Here is a 15,897-nt window from a genome sequence, read left to right on the forward strand (position 1 = left end):
CGGCCCACCCGTACCGGCCGGCCCACCCGCCGGACGCTCCGCCGCGCCGCGGCCGACTGGCGGCTGCGCTTCGCCTTCCTGTCCGTCGTCTGGGGCTTCAGCTTTCTGCTGATCAAGGTCGGCACGACCGCCTTCGCGCCGTTCCAGGTGGCGTTCGGCCGGGTGTTCTTCGGTGCCCTCGCCCTGCTGGCCGTCCTGCTGGTGCGCCGTGAGGCCCTCCCCCGCGGCGCCCGGACCTGGGGCCACCTGGCGGTCGCCGCGCTCCTGCTGAACACCGCCCCGTTCTCGCTCTTCGCGTTCGCCGAGCTGAGCATCCCGTCCAGCCTGGCGGGCATCTGCAACGCCACCTCCCCGCTGTGGGGCATGGCCCTGTCGCTGGTCGCGCTCTCCGAGGACCGCCCGACCCGGCGCCGGTTCGCCGGCCTGGGCCTGGGGTTCCTCGGGGTGCTGACGGTGCTCGGCGCCTGGCAGGGCTTCGCCGGGATCGACGCGAAGGGCACCGCGATGGCCCTGCTGGCCTCGCTGTGCTACCCGATCGGCTGGATCTACGTCCGACGCACCCTGGCCTCGACCGACGGTTCCGCGGTCGCCCTGACCGGGGGTCAGCTCCTGCTGTCCTCCGTCCAGCTCGCCGTGCTCGCCGCGCTGTTCACCCCGGCCCCGGCCGCCTTCCCGCTGTGGCCCGTCCTCGCGGTGATCACCCTGGGCGCGGCGGGCACAGGCCTGGCGCTGCAGATGCAGTACGGGCTGGTCGCCGAGGTCGGCCCGACCACGGCGCAGATGGTCACCTACTTCATCCCGGTCATCGCCACCACGGCGGGCGTCCTGGTGCTCGGTGAGCAGCTGCACTGGAACACCCCGGTCGGCGCCCTGGTCGTCCTGGCGGGCGCGGCCCTCACCCAGAGCCGCCCCAGGGCGGCGGCCCGGCCCTGACCCGCGCCGGCCCGGGGCCGCGGGTGCGGCCCGGGGCCGCGGAGCGGGCCGCCGCCGCGGGTGCGGCCCGCCGCCGCGGGTGCGGCCCGCCGCCGCGGAGCGGGCCGCACCCGCGTCCCCGGGCGCGGGCGTTCAGTCGTAGCGCACCCCGGTCCCCGGGCGGGCCGCGGTGGCGACGGCCTCGGCCAAGGGCTCGATGTCGGCCGCCGACAGGGGCGAGACGGTGATCCGTACGGCGGGCCCGGTCTCCACCCGGAACCGCGCGCCGGGGGCGACGGCCCAGCCCGCGCGCACCAGGCGGGTCACCGCGCTGGTCTCGTCGGCGACCGGCACCCACACGTTCATGCCGCTGCGCCCGTACGCCGCGACCCCGCGCCGGGCCAGCGCCCGCAGCAGTGCCCCGCGGCGCTCCCCGTACGAGCGGGCCACGGCCACCGGGTCCACCGCGCCGGAGGTCCACAGCTCCACGACCGCGTACTGGAGCAGCCGGCTGACCCAGCCGGCGCCGAGCCGCTGCCGTCCGCGCACCCGGTCCAGGGTGGTCGCGTCGCCGGTCAGCACCGCCAGCCGCAGGTCGGGCCCGTAGGCCTTGGCGGAGGACCGGACGAACGCCCAGTGCCGGGTGGCCCCGGCCAGCGGGCACAGCGGCTGATCGACGATGGCGTGGCCGTGGTCGTCCTCGACGAGGAGCAGGCCCGGGTGCTCGCCGAGCACGGCGCGCAGCTCGTCCGCGCGCTGCGGGGTCAGGGCCGCGCCGGTCGGGTTCTGCGCCCGGCAGGTGACGACGGCCGCCCGCGCTCCGGCGGCCAGCGCGCGGGCCAGGCTCGCCGGGACGGGCCCGTCGCCGTCCACCTCCACCGGCAGGATCCGCAGTCCCATGGCCGGGACGAGGTCCAGCAGGCTGCCCCAGCCCGGGTCCTCGACGGCCACCGCGTCCCCGGGTTTGAGGTGGGCGGCCAGCACCCGCTCGATCCCGTCCAGGGCTCCGGAGGTCACCGCCAGCGGTCCGGCGGGCACTCCGTCGGCGTCCAGCCCGGCCCGGGCGAGTGCGGCGAGGTCCGGCACCACCGTCTCGCCGCCGTAGAGCCCGCGCTGCTCGGCGTCCCTGGCCGCGGCCGCGGCCAGGGCCGGGCCCAGCCCGGGCAGCAGCGCGGGGTCGGGGTTGCCGGTGGACAGGTCCCGGGCGCCGGGCGGGGCCTCGATGCGCATGGCCTCGCGCGGGGAACTCGCCGGGCGCGCCCGTACCCGGCTGCCGCGCCGGCCGTCGGTCTCGATCACCCCGCGCTCGCGCAGCGTCCGGTAGGCGGCGGCCACCGTGTTCGGGTTGACCCCGAGCGCGGCGGCCAGCTCGCGCATCGGCGGCAACGGCGCCCCGGGCGCGAGCGCGCCCGAGCCGACGCCGGACTCCACGCTGGCCGCGATGTCCGATGCGCGGCGCCCCTCGATCCGATATTCTCCTAGCACAAACCACATTATGCACTAGTGCAATGGAGTCCGCACCATGACCGCCGCCCCCGTCGCATCCGCCTCCGTCGCGTCCTCCTCCTACGCGAAGACCGCGCGCACCGTCCCGACCCGCGCCAAGGAGCGGGCCCGCTACGACCGCGAGACGGTGCACGCGATACTCGACGCGGCCTACCTCTGCCACCTGGGCTTCGTCCGGGACGGCGCGCCGGTCGTCCTGCCCACGCTCTACGCCCGGGTCGGCGAGCGGCTCTACCTCCACGGCTCCACCGGCTCGCGCCCGCTGCTCGCGGCGGGCAAGGCGGACCCGGGGCTGCCGGTCTGCGTGACCGTCACGCACGTGGACGGGCTGGTGCTGGCCAAGTCCGCCTTCCACCACTCGATCAACTACCGGTCGGTGATGGTGCACGGCACCGCCTACCAGGTGACCGACGAGCAGGAGGCGCGTGCGGCGCTGGACGCCCTGGTCGACCACGTGGTCCCGGGCCGCGCCGCCGACTCCCGGCCGGCCAACGCCAAGGAGCTGGCCGCCACCGCCGTGATCCGGCTGGACCTGGAGGAGGTCTCGGCGAAGATCCGTACCGGTGGGGTCAACGACGAGCCCGAGGACCTGGCACTGCCGTACTGGTCGGGCGTGGTCCCGGTGACCCGGAGCTACGGCACCCCGGTCCCCGCCGAGGGCCAGGACCCCGCCCCGACCCTGCCGGACTACCTCGCGGCGCTCTGAACCGCGGCGGGCCGGCCCTCCAGCCCGCCCGCGGCACCGGGTCCGCCCGTGGCGACCGGCCCGCCCGCGGCACCGGGTCCGCCCGTGGCGACCGGCCCGTCCGCCGGCCGCCGGGCCTCGCCCACGATCAGCGCGACCACCGCCGCCAGCAGCAGGACGGTGCCGAGGACGACCGCGCCGGTCAGCCGCTCCCCCAGCACCAGGACGGCGATCACGGCCGCGCTCACCGGCTCGATCAGCATGATCACCGAGACCGTCGCGGCCCGGACCGCCGCCGCCCCCTTGAAGTAGAGGACGTACGCGAGCGCGGTCGGCACCACCGCCACGTACGCCATCAGCCACAGCACCCGCCCGAGTGCGGCGGTGTGCGGGACCACCCCCTCCAGGACCGCCAGCGGCAGCAGGCACACCGCCCCCACCCCGGCCGACCAGGCCGTGGTCACCAGCACGTCCCCGCCGGCGCCCCGCCGGCCCTGCGCGCGGGTCCACAGCGTCATCGCGGCGTACCCGGCCGCCGAGAGCAGGGCGAGCCCGACCCCGAGCGGGCGCACCTCGGCGTCCCCGCCGCCCAGGACCAGGACGGCGAGCCCGGCGAGCGCCCCGCACACGGCGGCGGTGCCGCCCGCGCCGAGCCGCTCGCCCATGCCGTAGCGGGCGCCCAGCGCGATCATCACGGGCCCGGCCCCGAGGGTGACGACGGTGCCCACGGCCAGCCCGGTCTGCTGCACCGCGCCGAAGTAGGCGGCCTGGAAGACGGTGAACATCAGCCCGGTGAAGAGCAGCGAGCCCGGACGCGGGCGCGGCCGGCCGCTGTCGCGGCCGCGGCGCAGCGCGAGCACGCCCAGCAGGACGAGCAGGCCACCGGCGCAGCGCCAGAAGGAGAGGGCCAGCGGGCCGAGGTCACTGGCCAGGAAGAGCAGGGAGGCCGCCGCTCCGGCGGTGCCCCAGGCGGCACCGGCGACGACGAGGTAGAAGAGGCTGCGCCCGGCAGCCGAAGTGTGGGACACGTGTGTTCTCCGCGCGTGCGTGAAGGATGAGGAGTTCGGTCATCGCTTCGCGGGCAGCACGGTCGGGCCCGTCCCTCCGCGCGGCGGCGGACGGGATCGGGCCGGACCGGCCCGGTACGTCCGGGCCGGTCGGGAAGACGGTGTGGCGGCCGCCCGCGTCAGACGGCGGGCGGCGGAAGCACGGTCGCATGCATGCGCGTCACCCTAGGCGCTGGTCGGCTCGCGGTCCAGCGCCGCCGACCGGCCCGGACCGTCCGGCCCGTCCGGCCCGTCCGGGGCGTCCGGGGCGTCGGACGCGGGGGCGGAGGCCGCCGACCGGGACGTCTGGGCGATGAAGGCCCCGCCCAGCACCAGGGCGCCGCCGAGGATCTGCGGCGTCGACAGGTGCTCGCCGAGCAGCACCCAGGCCAGGACGGTGGCCACGACCGCCTCCAGACAGGCCACCACGCCCGCCACCTGGGGCGAGAGCATGCGGACGGAGACCACCCCGGTGAGGTAGGCGAACACGGTGGCGACCAGCACCACCCAGCCGACCAGCACCGGCGCGGGCACCATCGTCCCGGCCACCTCGGCGTCGCCGGCCAGCAGGTGCCAGTCGATCTCCCACGGCCGGGCCAGCACGGTCATGGCGAGGGCGCCGACGGCCATGCCGTAGGCGATGACCCCGATCGGGTCGGGCACCTCGGACCCGTCGGTGCCCTGGTCGGCGAAGACGAAGTAGAAGGCCTGGCAGCAGGCGGCGGCGAGGCCGAGCAGCACGCCGAGGGGGTCCAGGCTCAGCCCGGACCAGATCTCCACCACGCAGGCCAGTCCCACGACCGCCACGGCGGCGCCGGCCGCGGCCGCGCGGGTCACCGGCTTGCGCTGGACGAAGCGGATCCAGCCGAGCAACAGGGCCGGGCCGAGGTACTCCAGCAGCAGGGCGACGCCGACCGGGATCCGGGACAGGGAGGCGAAGTAGCAGGCCTGCACACCGGCCACGGCGACCAGGCCGAAGCCGGCCAGCAGGCCCGGGCGGCGGCGCAGCAGGCCGCGGTGGCGCCACATCAGCGGGGACAGCACCAGCGCGGCCCCGGCCACCCGTATCCAGACCATGTGCAGCGGGTCGAGCCCCGCCTCGATCAGCGGCTTGGCCGCCACTCCCGAACCACCGAACGCGAACGCCGAGACCAGGGCGAGGCCCAGTCCGGCATGTCTCCCAGACGCTTGCATCGGGCCATCATGACATCCGGTGTCAGGACCGTCACGAGGGTGACACCTGTTGAGACGATACCGGCCGGGCAGGCCGATTTCTGACAGGTCGTCAGTATTGAATGTTCCGCCCCCCGGGGCTACGTTCCGCCGCACGGACCCGACGAGAAGGGGTGGTCGCATGGCCGAAGTCAGCGCGGAATCACGCATCGAGGCGCCCGCCGCGAAGGTCTGGTCCCAGCTGACCGACTGGGACGCGTACGGGCAGTGGAGCATGACCCACACCAGCTTCCCCCGGGGCGGCCCGCAGACCCTGGAGGTGGGGACCACCTTCGAGGAGAACATGAAGATGATGGGCTTCCCGGCCGAGGTCACCTGGACCGTGGAGGAGCTGGAGGCCGAGCGGGTCCTGGCCATCCGGGGCAAGGGCCCGATGGGCGTGATCGTCGGCACCAGGTACACCCTGCTCCCCGACGGCGGGGCCACCACCGTCCGCATCGACGGCGAGTTCACCGGCGCCGCCGTGTCCCTGATGGCGGGCAAGCTCAAGGACTCCGCCACGGCCGCCCTCAACGAGTCGCTGCGCAAACTGGCCGGCCTGGTCGCCTGACGCCCGGCCCCGCCACCGCCCCGCCCGCCGCCCACCGCGGCGGCAGCGGCGCCGGACACGCCGGAGCGCCCCGCGCGAGGATCGCGCGGGGCGCTCGGGTTTCTCAGGTTTCCCGGGGCTCTCGCCCCCGGCCGGCTCAGTGCTCGTCGGCCAGGATCAGGTAGAGCTTCTTGCGGGCCTCGTTGATGACGCCGACGGCCTTCTCGCGCTGTTCGGGCGTGCCGGTCTTCCAGACCTGCCCGAACGCCTCCATCAGGCCGACGCCGGCAGCGCGGATCTCGGCCATCGACTCCCAGTCGACGCCGCGCCCGGCCGCCTCCCACGGCGCGTCGGGGCCGGCCTCGGCCTCGGTGCGCCCGGTGTCGGTGAGCGTGAACAGCTTCTTGCCGCCCTCGCTCGCGCTGGAGATCAGCCCTTCGTCCTCCAGCAGCTGGAGGGTGGGGTAGACCGAGCCGGGGCTGGGCTTCCAGGCCCCACCGCTGCGCTCGCCGATCTCCTGGATCATCTCGTACCCGTGCATGGGGCGGTCGGCCAGCAGCGCCAGGATCGACGCGCGGACGTCGCCGCGCCGGGCCCGCCGGTGCGGTCCGCCGCGCCCTCCGCGCCCGCCGAACGGGCCGCCGCCGAAGGGCGGGCCGAACGGGCCGAAGGCGCGCCGGCGCCCCTCGTACTCTCCCTGACGGTCGGGGCCGCAGTGGGGCCCGTTCCCGTACCGGTGACCGTGCCCGTGTCCGTTGCCGTGTCCACGTGAACGCATGACTGCGCTCCTTTCGTCATAGATCGCCTGAACGGTGTGTCGTCACAACCATCGCTGATCGGTCGCGATGCGTCAACGATATATCGGAAACACGCTTACGACAACCCCGCCGACCAGGCCGGACACCCCGTGCCCCCACCGCAGAGGCACGCCGCGTCGACGCGGCCATGCCGCCACGCCCGGGCCGGCCGGCGTCTGCCACAGCGGCCAGGGCTACGGGATCCGGGCCCAGGTGGTCCCTCGTCCGGGCCCGGAGCTGACCACGAGCCGATCCCGGGCCGATCCGCGCCGGCCGGCCCGCCCGCACGGGGCAGGCCAGTCGTCGCGGATTGGCCTTGTCGGCGGACCGGCGGGGGCCTCTACGGTCGGCCCATGCGTATCCGAATCGTCGACGCCTTCACCGACCGGCCGTTCCAGGGCAACCCCGCCGGGGTCCTGCTCCTCGACTCCGCCTTCCCGCCGGACTCCTGGCTCCAGCAGGTGGCCGCCGAGGTCAACCTCTCCGAGACCGCCTTCGCCCACCCGCTGCCGCCCGGCGGGGACGCCGACTGGGCGCTGCGCTGGTTCACCCCCACCGCCGAGGTCGACATGTGCGGCCACGCCACCCTGGCCACCGCCCACGTCCTGGCCCGCGCGGGACTCGCGGACGGCCTGGTCCGCTTCTCCGCGCGCTGCGGCCTGCTCACCGCCGAGGCGGCCACGGACGGCACCATCACCCTCGACTTCCCGACGTCCCCGCTGACGCCCGTGCAGACCCCCGCCGAGATCGCGGCGGCGCTGGGCGGCGTCACGATCCGCTCCGTGCACGACACCGCCGACCACATCGGCGACCTGCTGGTGGAGCTCACCGACGAACGCACCGTGCGCGCGCTGGACCCGGACCACTCCGCCCTGCGCGGCTACGCCCGGCGCGGGGTGATCGTCACGGCGCCCGCGGAGGACCCCTCGCGCGGCTACGACTTCGTCTCCCGCGGCTTCTTCCCCGCGTTCGGCATCGACGAGGACCCGGTCACCGGCAGCGCCCACACCGCCCTCGCGCCGTTCTGGTCCGCCCGGCTGGGCGGCCGTACCGAACTCACCGGCCTCCAGGGCGGCGCCCGTACGGGCCTGGTCAAGGTCACCCTCACGGGCGAGCGCACCCTGCTGACCGGCCACGCGGTCACCGTCCTCGACGGGGAGCTCCTCACCGCCCCCTGAGCCGCCGCCCCGCCCGGAGCCTCGAACCGGCCGGGGCGGCTCAGCGCTGCGGCGTCGGCAGCCAGCCCACCTTGCCCGCCAGCAGCGCGTACCCGCCGAAGGCCACGATGTCGAGCAGCGCATGGGCGGCCACCAGCGGGCCCACCCGCCCCCAGCGGCGGTACAGCAGCACGAACACCGCGCCCATCACGGCATTGCCGAGGAACCCGCCGATGCCCTGGTAGAGGTGGTACGAGCCGCGCAGCAGGGAGCTGGCCGCCAGCGACGCCTTCGGGGACCAACCGAGCTGGTCCAGCCGGCGCAGCAGGTAGGCCAGCACGACGACCTCCTCCACCACCGCGTTCTGCACGGCGGACAGGACCAGCACGGGGAACTTCCACCACACGTCGGGCAGCGCCTCCGGCACCACCGTCAGGTTGAAGCCGGAGGCCCGCGCCGCGAGGTAGAACGCCAGCCCCGCGCTGCCGATCCCGGCCGCGACCAGCGCGCCCCGCGCCAGGTCCGGGCCCGGCCGGGTGCGGTCGAACCCGAGCGCCCGCAGCCCCGGTACGCCTTCCCGGGTGAGCAGGTGCGCCACGAGCAGCACCGGCACCAGCGCGGTCGTGATGCCGAACAGCTGCCACGCCAGGTCGAGCCACGGCCGGCCGGGGGCGTAGGAGCCGTTGAGGGTGGCGGCCTGGTCCTTCAGGCCGCCCGGCCTGGTGAGCGCTCCGATGAAGCTGATCAGCGAGGACACCGCGCTCGCGCCCAGGGACAGGGCGAGCACCAGCAGCGTCTCCGCGCGCAGCATCGCCCGCCCGTCCTGGCGCAGGTCCTCCACCACCGTCTCCGGCTCCGCCCGCACGCCCCGACTCCCGTCCTGCCGTCCCGATCCGACCACCCCATACTGCCTCGCCCCGGGGCGGGACGGATCACCGGACGGTCCGGGGCGGTCAGCGCAGCCCGGTCGGCCAGGTGTGGACGGGATCCCCCTTGTGCATCAGCTCGGTGTACCGCCGGGTGGTCGCGGCCAGTGCCGCCGGCCGGTCCAGCCCGGAGTCGAGGGCCGCCCGGTAGGTGTCCACCTGCCAGGTGGCCCCGTTGACCCGCCGTCGGCAGCGCTCCTCGATGATCCCCAGGTAGTGGTCCCGGTCGGCCGGCTCGATCCCCCAGGCGTCCAGACCGGCCGCCGCCATCGGCAGCAGCTCGTCCAGGACCAGCCGCACGGCCGGTACGCTCGCCAGCCCGCCGGCCCGGCCCTTGCGCGGCCAGCGCAGCCGGGCGTCGATCCCGTACCGGCACGCGGCGTCGAAGTTGGCCTCCGCCTCGGCGAACGGCATCCGGGTCCACACCGGCCGCGCCTCGTCGGCGAGGGTCCGTACGAGCCCGTAGTAGAAGGCGGCGTTGGCCACCACGTCGGCGACGGTCGGGCCGGCCGGCAGCACCCGGTTCTCCACCCGCAGGTGCGGCGCGCCGTCGGCGACCCCGTAGACCGGACGGTTCCACCGGTAGACGGTGCCGTTGTGCAGGACCAGCTCCTGCAGCGAGGGGATCCCGCCGTCGGCGAGCACGGCGAGCGGCTCCTCCTCGTCACAGATCGGCAGCAGCGCCGGGAAGAAGCGCACGTTCTCCGCGAACAGCTCGTACGCCGAGTCCACCCACCGCTCGCCGAACCAGGTGCGCGGCCGGACCCCCTGGGCCTGGAGCTCCGGCGGCCGGGTGTCGGTGGCCTGCGTGAACAGCGGCGGCCGCGACTCGCGCCACAGCTCGCGCCCGAAGAGGAACGGCGAGTTGGCGCCGACGGCGATCTGCGCCGCCGCCACGCACTGCGCCGCGTTCCACAGGTCCGGGAACCGGCTCGGGGTCACCTGCAGGTGGAGCTGGACGGAGGTGCACGCGGCCTCCGCCACGATGGAGCCGGAGGTGCAGGTCAGATGCTCGACCCCGTCGATGTCGAGGGTGAAGTCCTCCCCGCGCAGCATCAGGATCTGCTCGTTGAGCAGCGAGTAGCGGTCCACCGCCGACAGGTTGGCGGCGACCACGTCGTCCTGGGTCAGCGTCGGCAGGATGCCGACCATCACCACGCCGGCGTCGATCTCGGCCGCCTGCCGGTGCGCGTACCCCAGGCCCGCGCTGAGTTCCTCGGTGAGCTGGTCGAATACCCGGCCGCCGAGCCGGTGCGGAAGGACGTTGACCTCCAGGTTGAACATTCCGAGTTCGGTCTGGAAATCAGAGCTCGCTATCCGCTCCAGAACCTGTGCATTCACCATTCGCGGCAGCCCGTCGGAACCTGCCAGATTCAGCTCGATCTCCAGCCCCATCATGTTCTTGGGCCGATCGAACCTCTTCTCCGCCAGAAGCCGCTCCAGCCCCTCCAGGCACTCGTGAAGCTTCCTTCGATACCGCTGCCGATCGGACAGGTCGAATCCGCCTGCCACGACCTTCTCCCCCATCGAAGCGTCCCTCCTCGCATGGGCCCGCCCGGGCTCCCGGACGCGCTGTACGGTCGATGATGCCCCGACGCCGTGATCGATAACGCCCCGGGGTGCACGACTGGCAAGGAGCGTGCGCCGGTTTGGCCGAGCCGCGCCCGGGCACATTCACTTGGCAAGCCGCCCGACGCAATTTCCGGGTAGCCTTTGCCATTTCTGCAATACCGAAGCTTTCCAGCCGAGCCCCCGTCGGGTAACCTCCGAGGTCAGAGCGCGATGTTTGCGCGCTCGCGGCATGAAATCCATGACAGCGGGTCCGGTAAACGCCTTGCCGGCAATGGCCGGGACAGCTAGCCGAAACACTGTGTGAACACATGTCGTATAAACTCCGCAAACGAGGCAGAGAGTTGGCGCGCGGCCATTGCCCCTCAGCCCACCTCTGACCCCAGAATGCGATCCAGCGCCGTCCGCACCACTCCCCTTATCCCCAGGTCTCCCGAGTGAGAGGCGACCCACCATGCCGCTGCATGTCCCCCCGGCTCCCGCGCCCGCCCTGCGCAGCGTCCTTGCGGCTCTCAGCACCCCCGCCGGATTCGACGAGGTCCTCACCCCGGGCCTGCGCGCGCTCCCCGGCCCCAAGACCGCCGAACTGCCCCTCCCCGTCCACGTCCTGGACCGGGTCACGGCCGGCGGCAGGCCCCCGCGCACCCGGCTGGCCGGCTGGCGGTTCCTGATCCGCAGCGGCGACCGCCACGTCGCGGCGGCCGACACCCGCCTCACCGCGGACGGCTGGGTCTTCTCCCACTTCTTCGAGGGACCGTACGTCGCCGCCACCGAACGGGCCCTGCGTCAGGCCGAGTCCCTGCCCACGGCGTACCAGCCCCGGCTGCTGTCCGTACCGGAGCTGTACATGCTCACGCTGTGGCTGCACGGCGCGGTCGGGGCCGACGCCTCCGCCGGCCTGCCGGCCGCCGCGGACCTGCTGGTGCCGCTGGCCCCGGCGCCGCCCGGGATCGCCGCGTACCGGCCGCACCCGGTGTCGGAGCTGCTGCCGGTGATGACCCTCCGGCTGACCCCGCCGACCCCGCCCGTCCCACCCTCGCTGGCGGCACCGGCGGCCTGATCGCAGCGGGCGGCCGCCCGGTTGGCCCATCCGGGGTAGTCCGCTCGGGCCAGTAGCGAACCACCCGAATTGACAGGGGAGTTGAGCTGAACCGCCCGCACGGGTGATGCGTCATCAATCTATGAGGACAGCTGCCGGGAAATCCCTGCGGACTCAAGTCCGTGGGGCAACACTGGGATCCTGACCACATCGAGATTGATACGGGGGGCGGCCATGAGCAACGCAACGAGCCGCAGCACACAGACCACACCGCAGCGAAAGAACGCATCCATGTGCCAGCACCAGCCTGCCTGCCCTACAGCCGAGTCAGCCGACAGGGAGGCCGCGCAGCCGGTGGCCAATCACCCGGAGCAGGGGTGGAGCCTGCTGTGCAACGGCGTCCTGCTCTTCGAGGACACCGGTGAGCTGCTGCCGGACGGCCAGATCATCGCACCGCACCGCCCGCTCGCGGCGGCCTGACCGACCGCCGCACGCACGCGCACGCCGGAACGCCGCGCACCAACGCCACAGGGGCCGGTCCGGGAGTCTCCTCCCGGACCGGCCCCTGCGTCATGACCTCAGGACCGGCCGGCCTCAGGCGTCGTACTCGTCCAGCGGCGGGCAGGAGCAGACCAGGTTGCGGTCGCCGAAGGCACCGTCGATGCGGCGCACCGGCGGCCAGTACTTCTCGGCCGCGGTGACCCCGGCCGGGAAGACCGCCTCGTCGCGGGTGTAGGGGTGGTTCCACTCGCCGCCCAGCGCCGCCGCCGTGTGCGGAGCGTTGGCCAGCGGGTTGTCACCGGCCGGCCACTCGCCGGAGGCCACCTTCTCGATCTCGGCCCGGATGGCGATCATGGCGTCGCAGAAGCGGTCGATCTCGGCGAGGTCCTCGGACTCCGTCGGCTCGATCATCAGCGTGCCGGCCACCGGGAACGACATCGTCGGCGCGTGGAAGCCGTAGTCGATCAGGCGCTTGGCGATGTCGTCGACGGAGACGCCGGTCGCCTTCGACAGCGGGCGCAGGTCGATGATGCACTCGTGCGCGACCAGGTTGCCCGGGCCCGTGTACAGCACCGGGTAGTGCGGCTCCAGGCGCTTGGCGATGTAGTTCGCGCCGAGCACCGCGACCTGGGTGGCGCGCTTGAGGCCCTCGCCGCCCATCAGGCGCACGTACGACCACGAGATGGGCAGGATGCCGGCGGAGCCCCACGGCGCGGCCGAGATCGGGCCGACGCCCGTCTCCGGGCCGGCGGTCGGCTGGAGCGGGTGGTTGGGCAGGTACGGGGCGAGGTGGGCGCGGACGCCGACCGGGCCGACACCCGGGCCGCCACCACCGTGCGGGATGCAGAAGGTCTTGTGCAGGTTCAGGTGCGAGACGTCGCCGCCGAAGTGGCCCGGCTTGGCGAGGCCGACCAGGGCGTTGAGGTTGGCGCCGTCGACGTAGACCTGGCCGCCCGCCTCGTGGACCAGGCCGCAGATCTCCGCGACGTGCTCCTCGAAGACGCCGTGCGTGGACGGGTAGGTGATCATCAGCACGGCGAGCTCGTCGCGGTACTGCTCGATCTTGGCGCGCAGGTCCTCGGCGTCCACCTCGCCGTCGTCGGCGGTCTTGACGACGACGACCTTCATGCCGGCCATCACGGCGCTGGCGGCGTTGGTGCCGTGCGCGGAGGACGGGATGAGGCAGACGGTGCGCTGCTCGTCGCCGTTGGCGCGGTGGTAGGCGCGCACGGCCAGCAGACCGGCGAGCTCACCCTGGGAGCCGGCGTTCGGCTGGATCGAGACCTTGTCGTAGCCGGTGACCTCGCAGAGACGTTCCTCCAGCTCGTTGATGAGCGTGGCGTAGCCCTGGGCCTGGTCGATCGGCGCGAAGGGGTGCAGCTGGCCGAACTCGGGCCAGGTCACCGGCTCCATCTCGGTGGTCGCGTTGAGCTTCATGGTGCACGAGCCCAGCGGGATCATGCCGCGGTCCAGCGCGTAGTCCTTGTCGGCGAGCGTGCGCAGGTAGCGCAGCATCGCGGTCTCGGAGCGGTGCTGGTGGAAGACCGGGTGGCTCAGGTACGCGTCGGAGCGCAGCAGGCCGGCCGGCAGCGCGTCGGCGGTGACCTCGTCCAGCGCCTCGACGTCGGCGGTGACGCCGAAGGCGGCCCAGACGGCCTCCAGGTCGGCGCGGGTGGTGGTCTCGTCGCAGGAGACCGACACCAGGTCCGCGCCGGCCAGGTACAGGTTGACGCCCTTGGCGCGGGCGGCGGCCACGACCTCGGCGGCCTTGCCGGGCACCTTGGCCGTGAGGGTGTCGAAGTAGCTGCCGTGGACCAGCTCGACCCCGCCGGCGGTCAGGCCCGCGGCCAGGATCGCGGCGTAGCGGTGGGTGCGGCGGGCGATCGTCCGCAGGCCCTCGGGGCCGTGGTAGACGGCGTACATGCCGGCCATGACGGCGAGCAGCACCTGCGCGGTACAGATGTTGCTGGTGGCCTTCTCGCGGCGGATGTGCTGCTCGCGGGTCTGCAGGGCCAGGCGGTAGGCCTTGTTGCCGTCGGCGTCGACGGACACGCCGACGAGGCGGCCCGGCAGGGAGCGGGCGTGCTTGTCCTGGACGGCCATGTAACCGGCGTGCGGGCCGCCGAAGCCCATCGGGACGCCGAAGCGCTGGGTGGTGCCGACGGCGATGTCCGCGCCGAGGGCGCCGGGCGAGGTCAGCAGGGTCAGGGCCAGCAGGTCGGCGGCGACGGTGACGATCGCGCCGAGCTCGTGGGCCTGGTCGATGACGGCCTTGATGTCGCGGACGGCGCCGGAGGCACCCGGGTACTGGAGCACCACGCCGAAGACGCCGCGCTCGGCGACCTCGGCCGGGATGCCCTCGGACAGGTCGGTGACGACGACCTCGATGCCGAGCGGCTCGGCGCGGGTCTCGATCACGGCGATGGTCTGCGGCAGCACGTCGGCGTCGACGAGGAAGACCCCGCCCTTGACCTTGCCCACGCGGCGGGCCAGCGTCATGGCCTCGGCGGCGGCGGTGCCCTCGTCCAGCAGGGAGGCGCCGGAGGTCGGCAGGCCGGTCAGGTCGGCGACGACGGTCTGGAAGTTGAGCAGGGCCTCCAGGCGGCCCTGGGAGATCTCCGGCTGGTACGGGGTGTACGCCGTGTACCAGGCCGGGTTCTCCATGACGTTGCGCAGGATCACCGGCGGGGTGAAGGTCCCGTAGTAGCCGAGACCGATCATGGAGGTGAGGACCTGGTTGCGGCCGGCCAGGTCGCGGAGCTCGGCCAGGACCTCCGCCTCGGTGCGGGCACCGGGGAGGTCCAGGGCCTCGGCGCTCTTGATCACATCCGGTACCGCGGCGGCGGTCAGCTCGTCGAGCGAGCCGTACCCCACCTGGGCGAGCATCTTGGCCTGGGCCTCGGCGTCGGGCCCGATGTGGCGCTGCTCGAAGGGGATGCCACGCTCCAGCTGGGAGAGCGGAATGCGGTTGGCGGTCATGGGCGGAGGCCTCCTGGTCTGTGCGACCTGCGAGGGGTGCCGCGGCGCGGGCACCCGGACGGCCTCCCCCTCTGTCATCTCAACCTGAGAGCTTCACCGGCGGCGCGGGGATCGCCCGCTCCGGCCGGCTTTCACCGTCGGTGAGGAGAGGAACCGGTACTGCCCTCCGGCACCCACACCTGCTTTCCAGAGTGGCCTCGTCCGTGCGGTACGTCTGCCTGAGAGATTCCGGGGAGGATTTGCTCCTTCGGCGCCTCCGTCGAGCTCGTTCGGAGGACTCTCCCGCACAGGGTCACCAGCCGTTCACCAGACTACCAGCGAGGTTCTGGGGCCTCCCTCGAGTGGCCCCCTCCCCGGTTATGCACTTTTGTAGTGCTTACGTGAGGAGTTGCGACCATGTGGAGGGACCGTGCGTACCGACATCGATCCCCGCAGCCTGATCGGCCGCAAGGCGTTCGACCGCAACGGCGCCAAGATCGGCACCATCGACGAGGTCTACCTCGACGACGCCACCGGGGTCCCGGAATGGGCCGCGGTACGGACCGGGCTCTTCGGCCGGGACGCCTTCGTCCCCCTGGAACCCAGCGAGCTGGTCGGGGACACCCTCCGGGTGCCCTTCGAACGCTCCTTGATCAAGGGCGCCCCCGACTTCGGTGTGGGCCGCCACCTCTCCCCCGAACAGGAGCTCCAGCTCTACCACCACTACGGCCTGGACGTGTCCCTGCCCAGCGACATCCAGCGCGACTTCGGCCGGCTGGCGGGCGAGGACTGAGCGGGGGCCCGTCCCTCACGACTCCTCGCCGACCAGCGGCAGCGGGTCGGACGGCTCCAGGTCGGGGTCGTCCACCCGGAACGTGCGCACCCTTCCCGGCGCCGAGCCGGGCGTCTCGAACCGTACGGTGACCCGCCCGACCCCACTGCCCTGCACCCAGCCCGGCCCGTGCACCGCGTGCCGTACGTCGCTGCCGGCCGCCCAGTGGCGTGCGGGCGGGCCCGGGTCGGACCAAGGCACCGGGGC

At 73.7% G+C, this 15,897-nt stretch carries 14 protein-coding genes, 1 pseudogene and 1 riboswitch; of the genes and pseudogenes, 7 read left to right on the top strand and 8 right to left on the bottom strand.

The features are described from left to right. The first annotated feature begins 63 nt into the window (after positions 1-63). Positions 64-933, top strand: coding sequence for a DMT family transporter (locus tag EF918_RS21610; protein ID WP_125649209.1), 870 nt, complete (start codon positions 64-66; stop codon positions 931-933). Positions 934-1,065: 132 nt separating this feature from the next. Here the strand turns inward: EF918_RS21610 and EF918_RS21615 are convergent, their stop codons facing one another. Further along, complete coding sequence (locus EF918_RS21615) at positions 1,066-2,397, bottom strand: aminotransferase class I/II-fold pyridoxal phosphate-dependent enzyme (protein ID WP_125649173.1); 1,332 nt, start codon at positions 2,395-2,397, stop codon at positions 1,066-1,068. A gap of 37 nt (positions 2,398-2,434) precedes the next feature. On the opposite strand from EF918_RS21615, the gene EF918_RS21620 reads away from it, so the two are divergent. Then, positions 2,435-3,124, top strand: coding sequence for a pyridoxamine 5'-phosphate oxidase family protein (locus tag EF918_RS21620; protein ID WP_125649176.1), 690 nt, complete (start codon positions 2,435-2,437; stop codon positions 3,122-3,124). Here EF918_RS21620 and EF918_RS21625 read toward each other — a convergent pair. After that, positions 3,106-4,131, bottom strand: coding sequence for a DMT family transporter (locus EF918_RS21625; protein WP_125649179.1), 1,026 nt, complete (start codon positions 4,129-4,131; stop codon positions 3,106-3,108). The two genes, EF918_RS21620 and EF918_RS21625, sit on opposite strands and share 19 nt — an antisense overlap. Before the next feature lie 204 nt (positions 4,132-4,335). Then, complete coding sequence (locus EF918_RS21630; RefSeq protein ID WP_125649182.1) at positions 4,336-5,343, bottom strand: DMT family transporter; 1,008 nt, start codon at positions 5,341-5,343, stop codon at positions 4,336-4,338. A 160-nt stretch (positions 5,344-5,503) separates the two neighbouring features. Here EF918_RS21630 and EF918_RS21635 point away from each other — a divergent pair, with 160 nt between their 5' ends. After that, the gene (locus tag EF918_RS21635) at positions 5,504-5,932 is read left to right on the top strand and encodes an SRPBCC family protein (protein WP_125649185.1); all 429 of its coding nucleotides are present in this window, start codon (positions 5,504-5,506) and stop codon (positions 5,930-5,932) included. 136 nt (positions 5,933-6,068) lie between these two features. Here the strand turns inward: EF918_RS21635 and EF918_RS21640 are convergent, their stop codons facing one another. After that, on the bottom strand, positions 6,069-6,689 hold the full coding sequence (locus EF918_RS21640) for a PadR family transcriptional regulator (protein ID WP_125649188.1): 621 nt from the start codon (positions 6,687-6,689) through the stop codon (positions 6,069-6,071). Between the two features lie 372 nt (positions 6,690-7,061). Between EF918_RS21640 and EF918_RS21645 the strand changes: the two genes are divergently transcribed. Further along, positions 7,062-7,886: a PhzF family phenazine biosynthesis protein gene (locus tag EF918_RS21645; protein WP_125649191.1), complete on the top strand. Its 825-nt coding sequence runs from the start codon at positions 7,062-7,064 to the stop codon at positions 7,884-7,886. 40 nt (positions 7,887-7,926) lie between these two features. Here the strand turns inward: EF918_RS21645 and EF918_RS21650 are convergent, their stop codons facing one another. Both EF918_RS21650 and EF918_RS21655 read right to left on the bottom strand, forming a co-directional pair. Beyond that, a complete protein-coding gene (locus EF918_RS21650; RefSeq protein ID WP_125649211.1) occupies positions 7,927-8,676 on the bottom strand; it encodes a CPBP family intramembrane glutamic endopeptidase in 750 nt (249 codons plus the stop codon). A 142-nt stretch (positions 8,677-8,818) separates the two neighbouring features. Then, a complete protein-coding gene (locus EF918_RS21655; protein WP_125649194.1) occupies positions 8,819-10,318 on the bottom strand; it encodes a glutamate-cysteine ligase family protein in 1,500 nt (499 codons plus the stop codon). A 496-nt stretch (positions 10,319-10,814) separates the two neighbouring features. Here EF918_RS21655 and EF918_RS21660 point away from each other — a divergent pair, with 496 nt between their 5' ends. Next, complete coding sequence (locus EF918_RS21660; RefSeq protein ID WP_125649197.1) at positions 10,815-11,420, top strand: hypothetical protein; 606 nt, start codon at positions 10,815-10,817, stop codon at positions 11,418-11,420. Between the two features lie 270 nt (positions 11,421-11,690). After that, positions 11,691-11,879, top strand: a complete 189-nt coding sequence (locus tag EF918_RS21665) for a DUF5999 family protein (protein WP_125649200.1) — start codon at positions 11,691-11,693, stop codon at positions 11,877-11,879. 114 nt (positions 11,880-11,993) lie between these two features. On the opposite strand, the gene gcvP is transcribed toward EF918_RS21665, so the two are convergent. Further along, complete coding sequence (gcvP, locus tag EF918_RS21670) at positions 11,994-14,879, bottom strand: aminomethyl-transferring glycine dehydrogenase (RefSeq protein ID WP_125649203.1); 2,886 nt, start codon at positions 14,877-14,879, stop codon at positions 11,994-11,996. A 196-nt stretch (positions 14,880-15,075) separates the two neighbouring features. After that, a riboswitch (glycine riboswitch) is annotated at positions 15,076-15,174 on the bottom strand. Positions 15,175-15,288: 114 nt separating this feature from the next. On the opposite strand from gcvP, the gene EF918_RS21675 reads away from it, so the two are divergent. Continuing rightward, positions 15,289-15,651: a PRC-barrel domain-containing protein gene (locus EF918_RS21675; protein ID WP_185921850.1), complete on the top strand. Its 363-nt coding sequence runs from the start codon at positions 15,289-15,291 to the stop codon at positions 15,649-15,651. Between the two features lie 15 nt (positions 15,652-15,666). On the opposite strand, the pseudogene EF918_RS21680 reads toward EF918_RS21675, so the two are convergent. After that, positions 15,667-15,897: pseudogene (locus EF918_RS21680) on the bottom strand (DNA polymerase IV); the annotation flags it as partial.

It is taken from the genome of Streptomyces sp. WAC06614 (assembly GCF_003949795.1).
In the GTDB taxonomy this organism is placed as follows: Bacteria; Actinomycetota; Actinomycetes; order Streptomycetales; family Streptomycetaceae; genus Streptomyces.

What these genes read in the sequence shown, in the direction of transcription:
- EF918_RS21620 (WP_125649176.1), top strand. Translation starts at nt 2,435, where the DNA reads ATGACCGCCGCCCCCGTCGCATCCGCCTCCGTCGCGTCCTCCTCCTAC.
- EF918_RS21630 (WP_125649182.1), bottom strand. Translation starts at nt 5,343, where the DNA reads ATGCAAGCGTCTGGGAGACATGCCGGACTGGGCCTCGCCCTGGTCTCG.
- EF918_RS21635 (WP_125649185.1), top strand. Translation starts at nt 5,504, where the DNA reads ATGGCCGAAGTCAGCGCGGAATCACGCATCGAGGCGCCCGCCGCGAAG.
- EF918_RS21640 (WP_125649188.1), bottom strand. Translation starts at nt 6,689, where the DNA reads ATGCGTTCACGTGGACACGGCAACGGACACGGGCACGGTCACCGGTAC.
- EF918_RS21645 (WP_125649191.1), top strand. Translation starts at nt 7,062, where the DNA reads ATGCGTATCCGAATCGTCGACGCCTTCACCGACCGGCCGTTCCAGGGC.
- EF918_RS21650 (WP_125649211.1), bottom strand. Translation starts at nt 8,676, where the DNA reads ATGCTGCGCGCGGAGACGCTGCTGGTGCTCGCCCTGTCCCTGGGCGCG.
- EF918_RS21655 (WP_125649194.1), bottom strand. Translation starts at nt 10,318, where the DNA reads ATGGGGGAGAAGGTCGTGGCAGGCGGATTCGACCTGTCCGATCGGCAG.
- EF918_RS21660 (WP_125649197.1), top strand. Translation starts at nt 10,815, where the DNA reads ATGCCGCTGCATGTCCCCCCGGCTCCCGCGCCCGCCCTGCGCAGCGTC.
- EF918_RS21665 (WP_125649200.1), top strand. Translation starts at nt 11,691, where the DNA reads ATGTGCCAGCACCAGCCTGCCTGCCCTACAGCCGAGTCAGCCGACAGG.
- gcvP (WP_125649203.1), bottom strand. Translation starts at nt 14,879, where the DNA reads ATGACCGCCAACCGCATTCCGCTCTCCCAGCTGGAGCGTGGCATCCCC.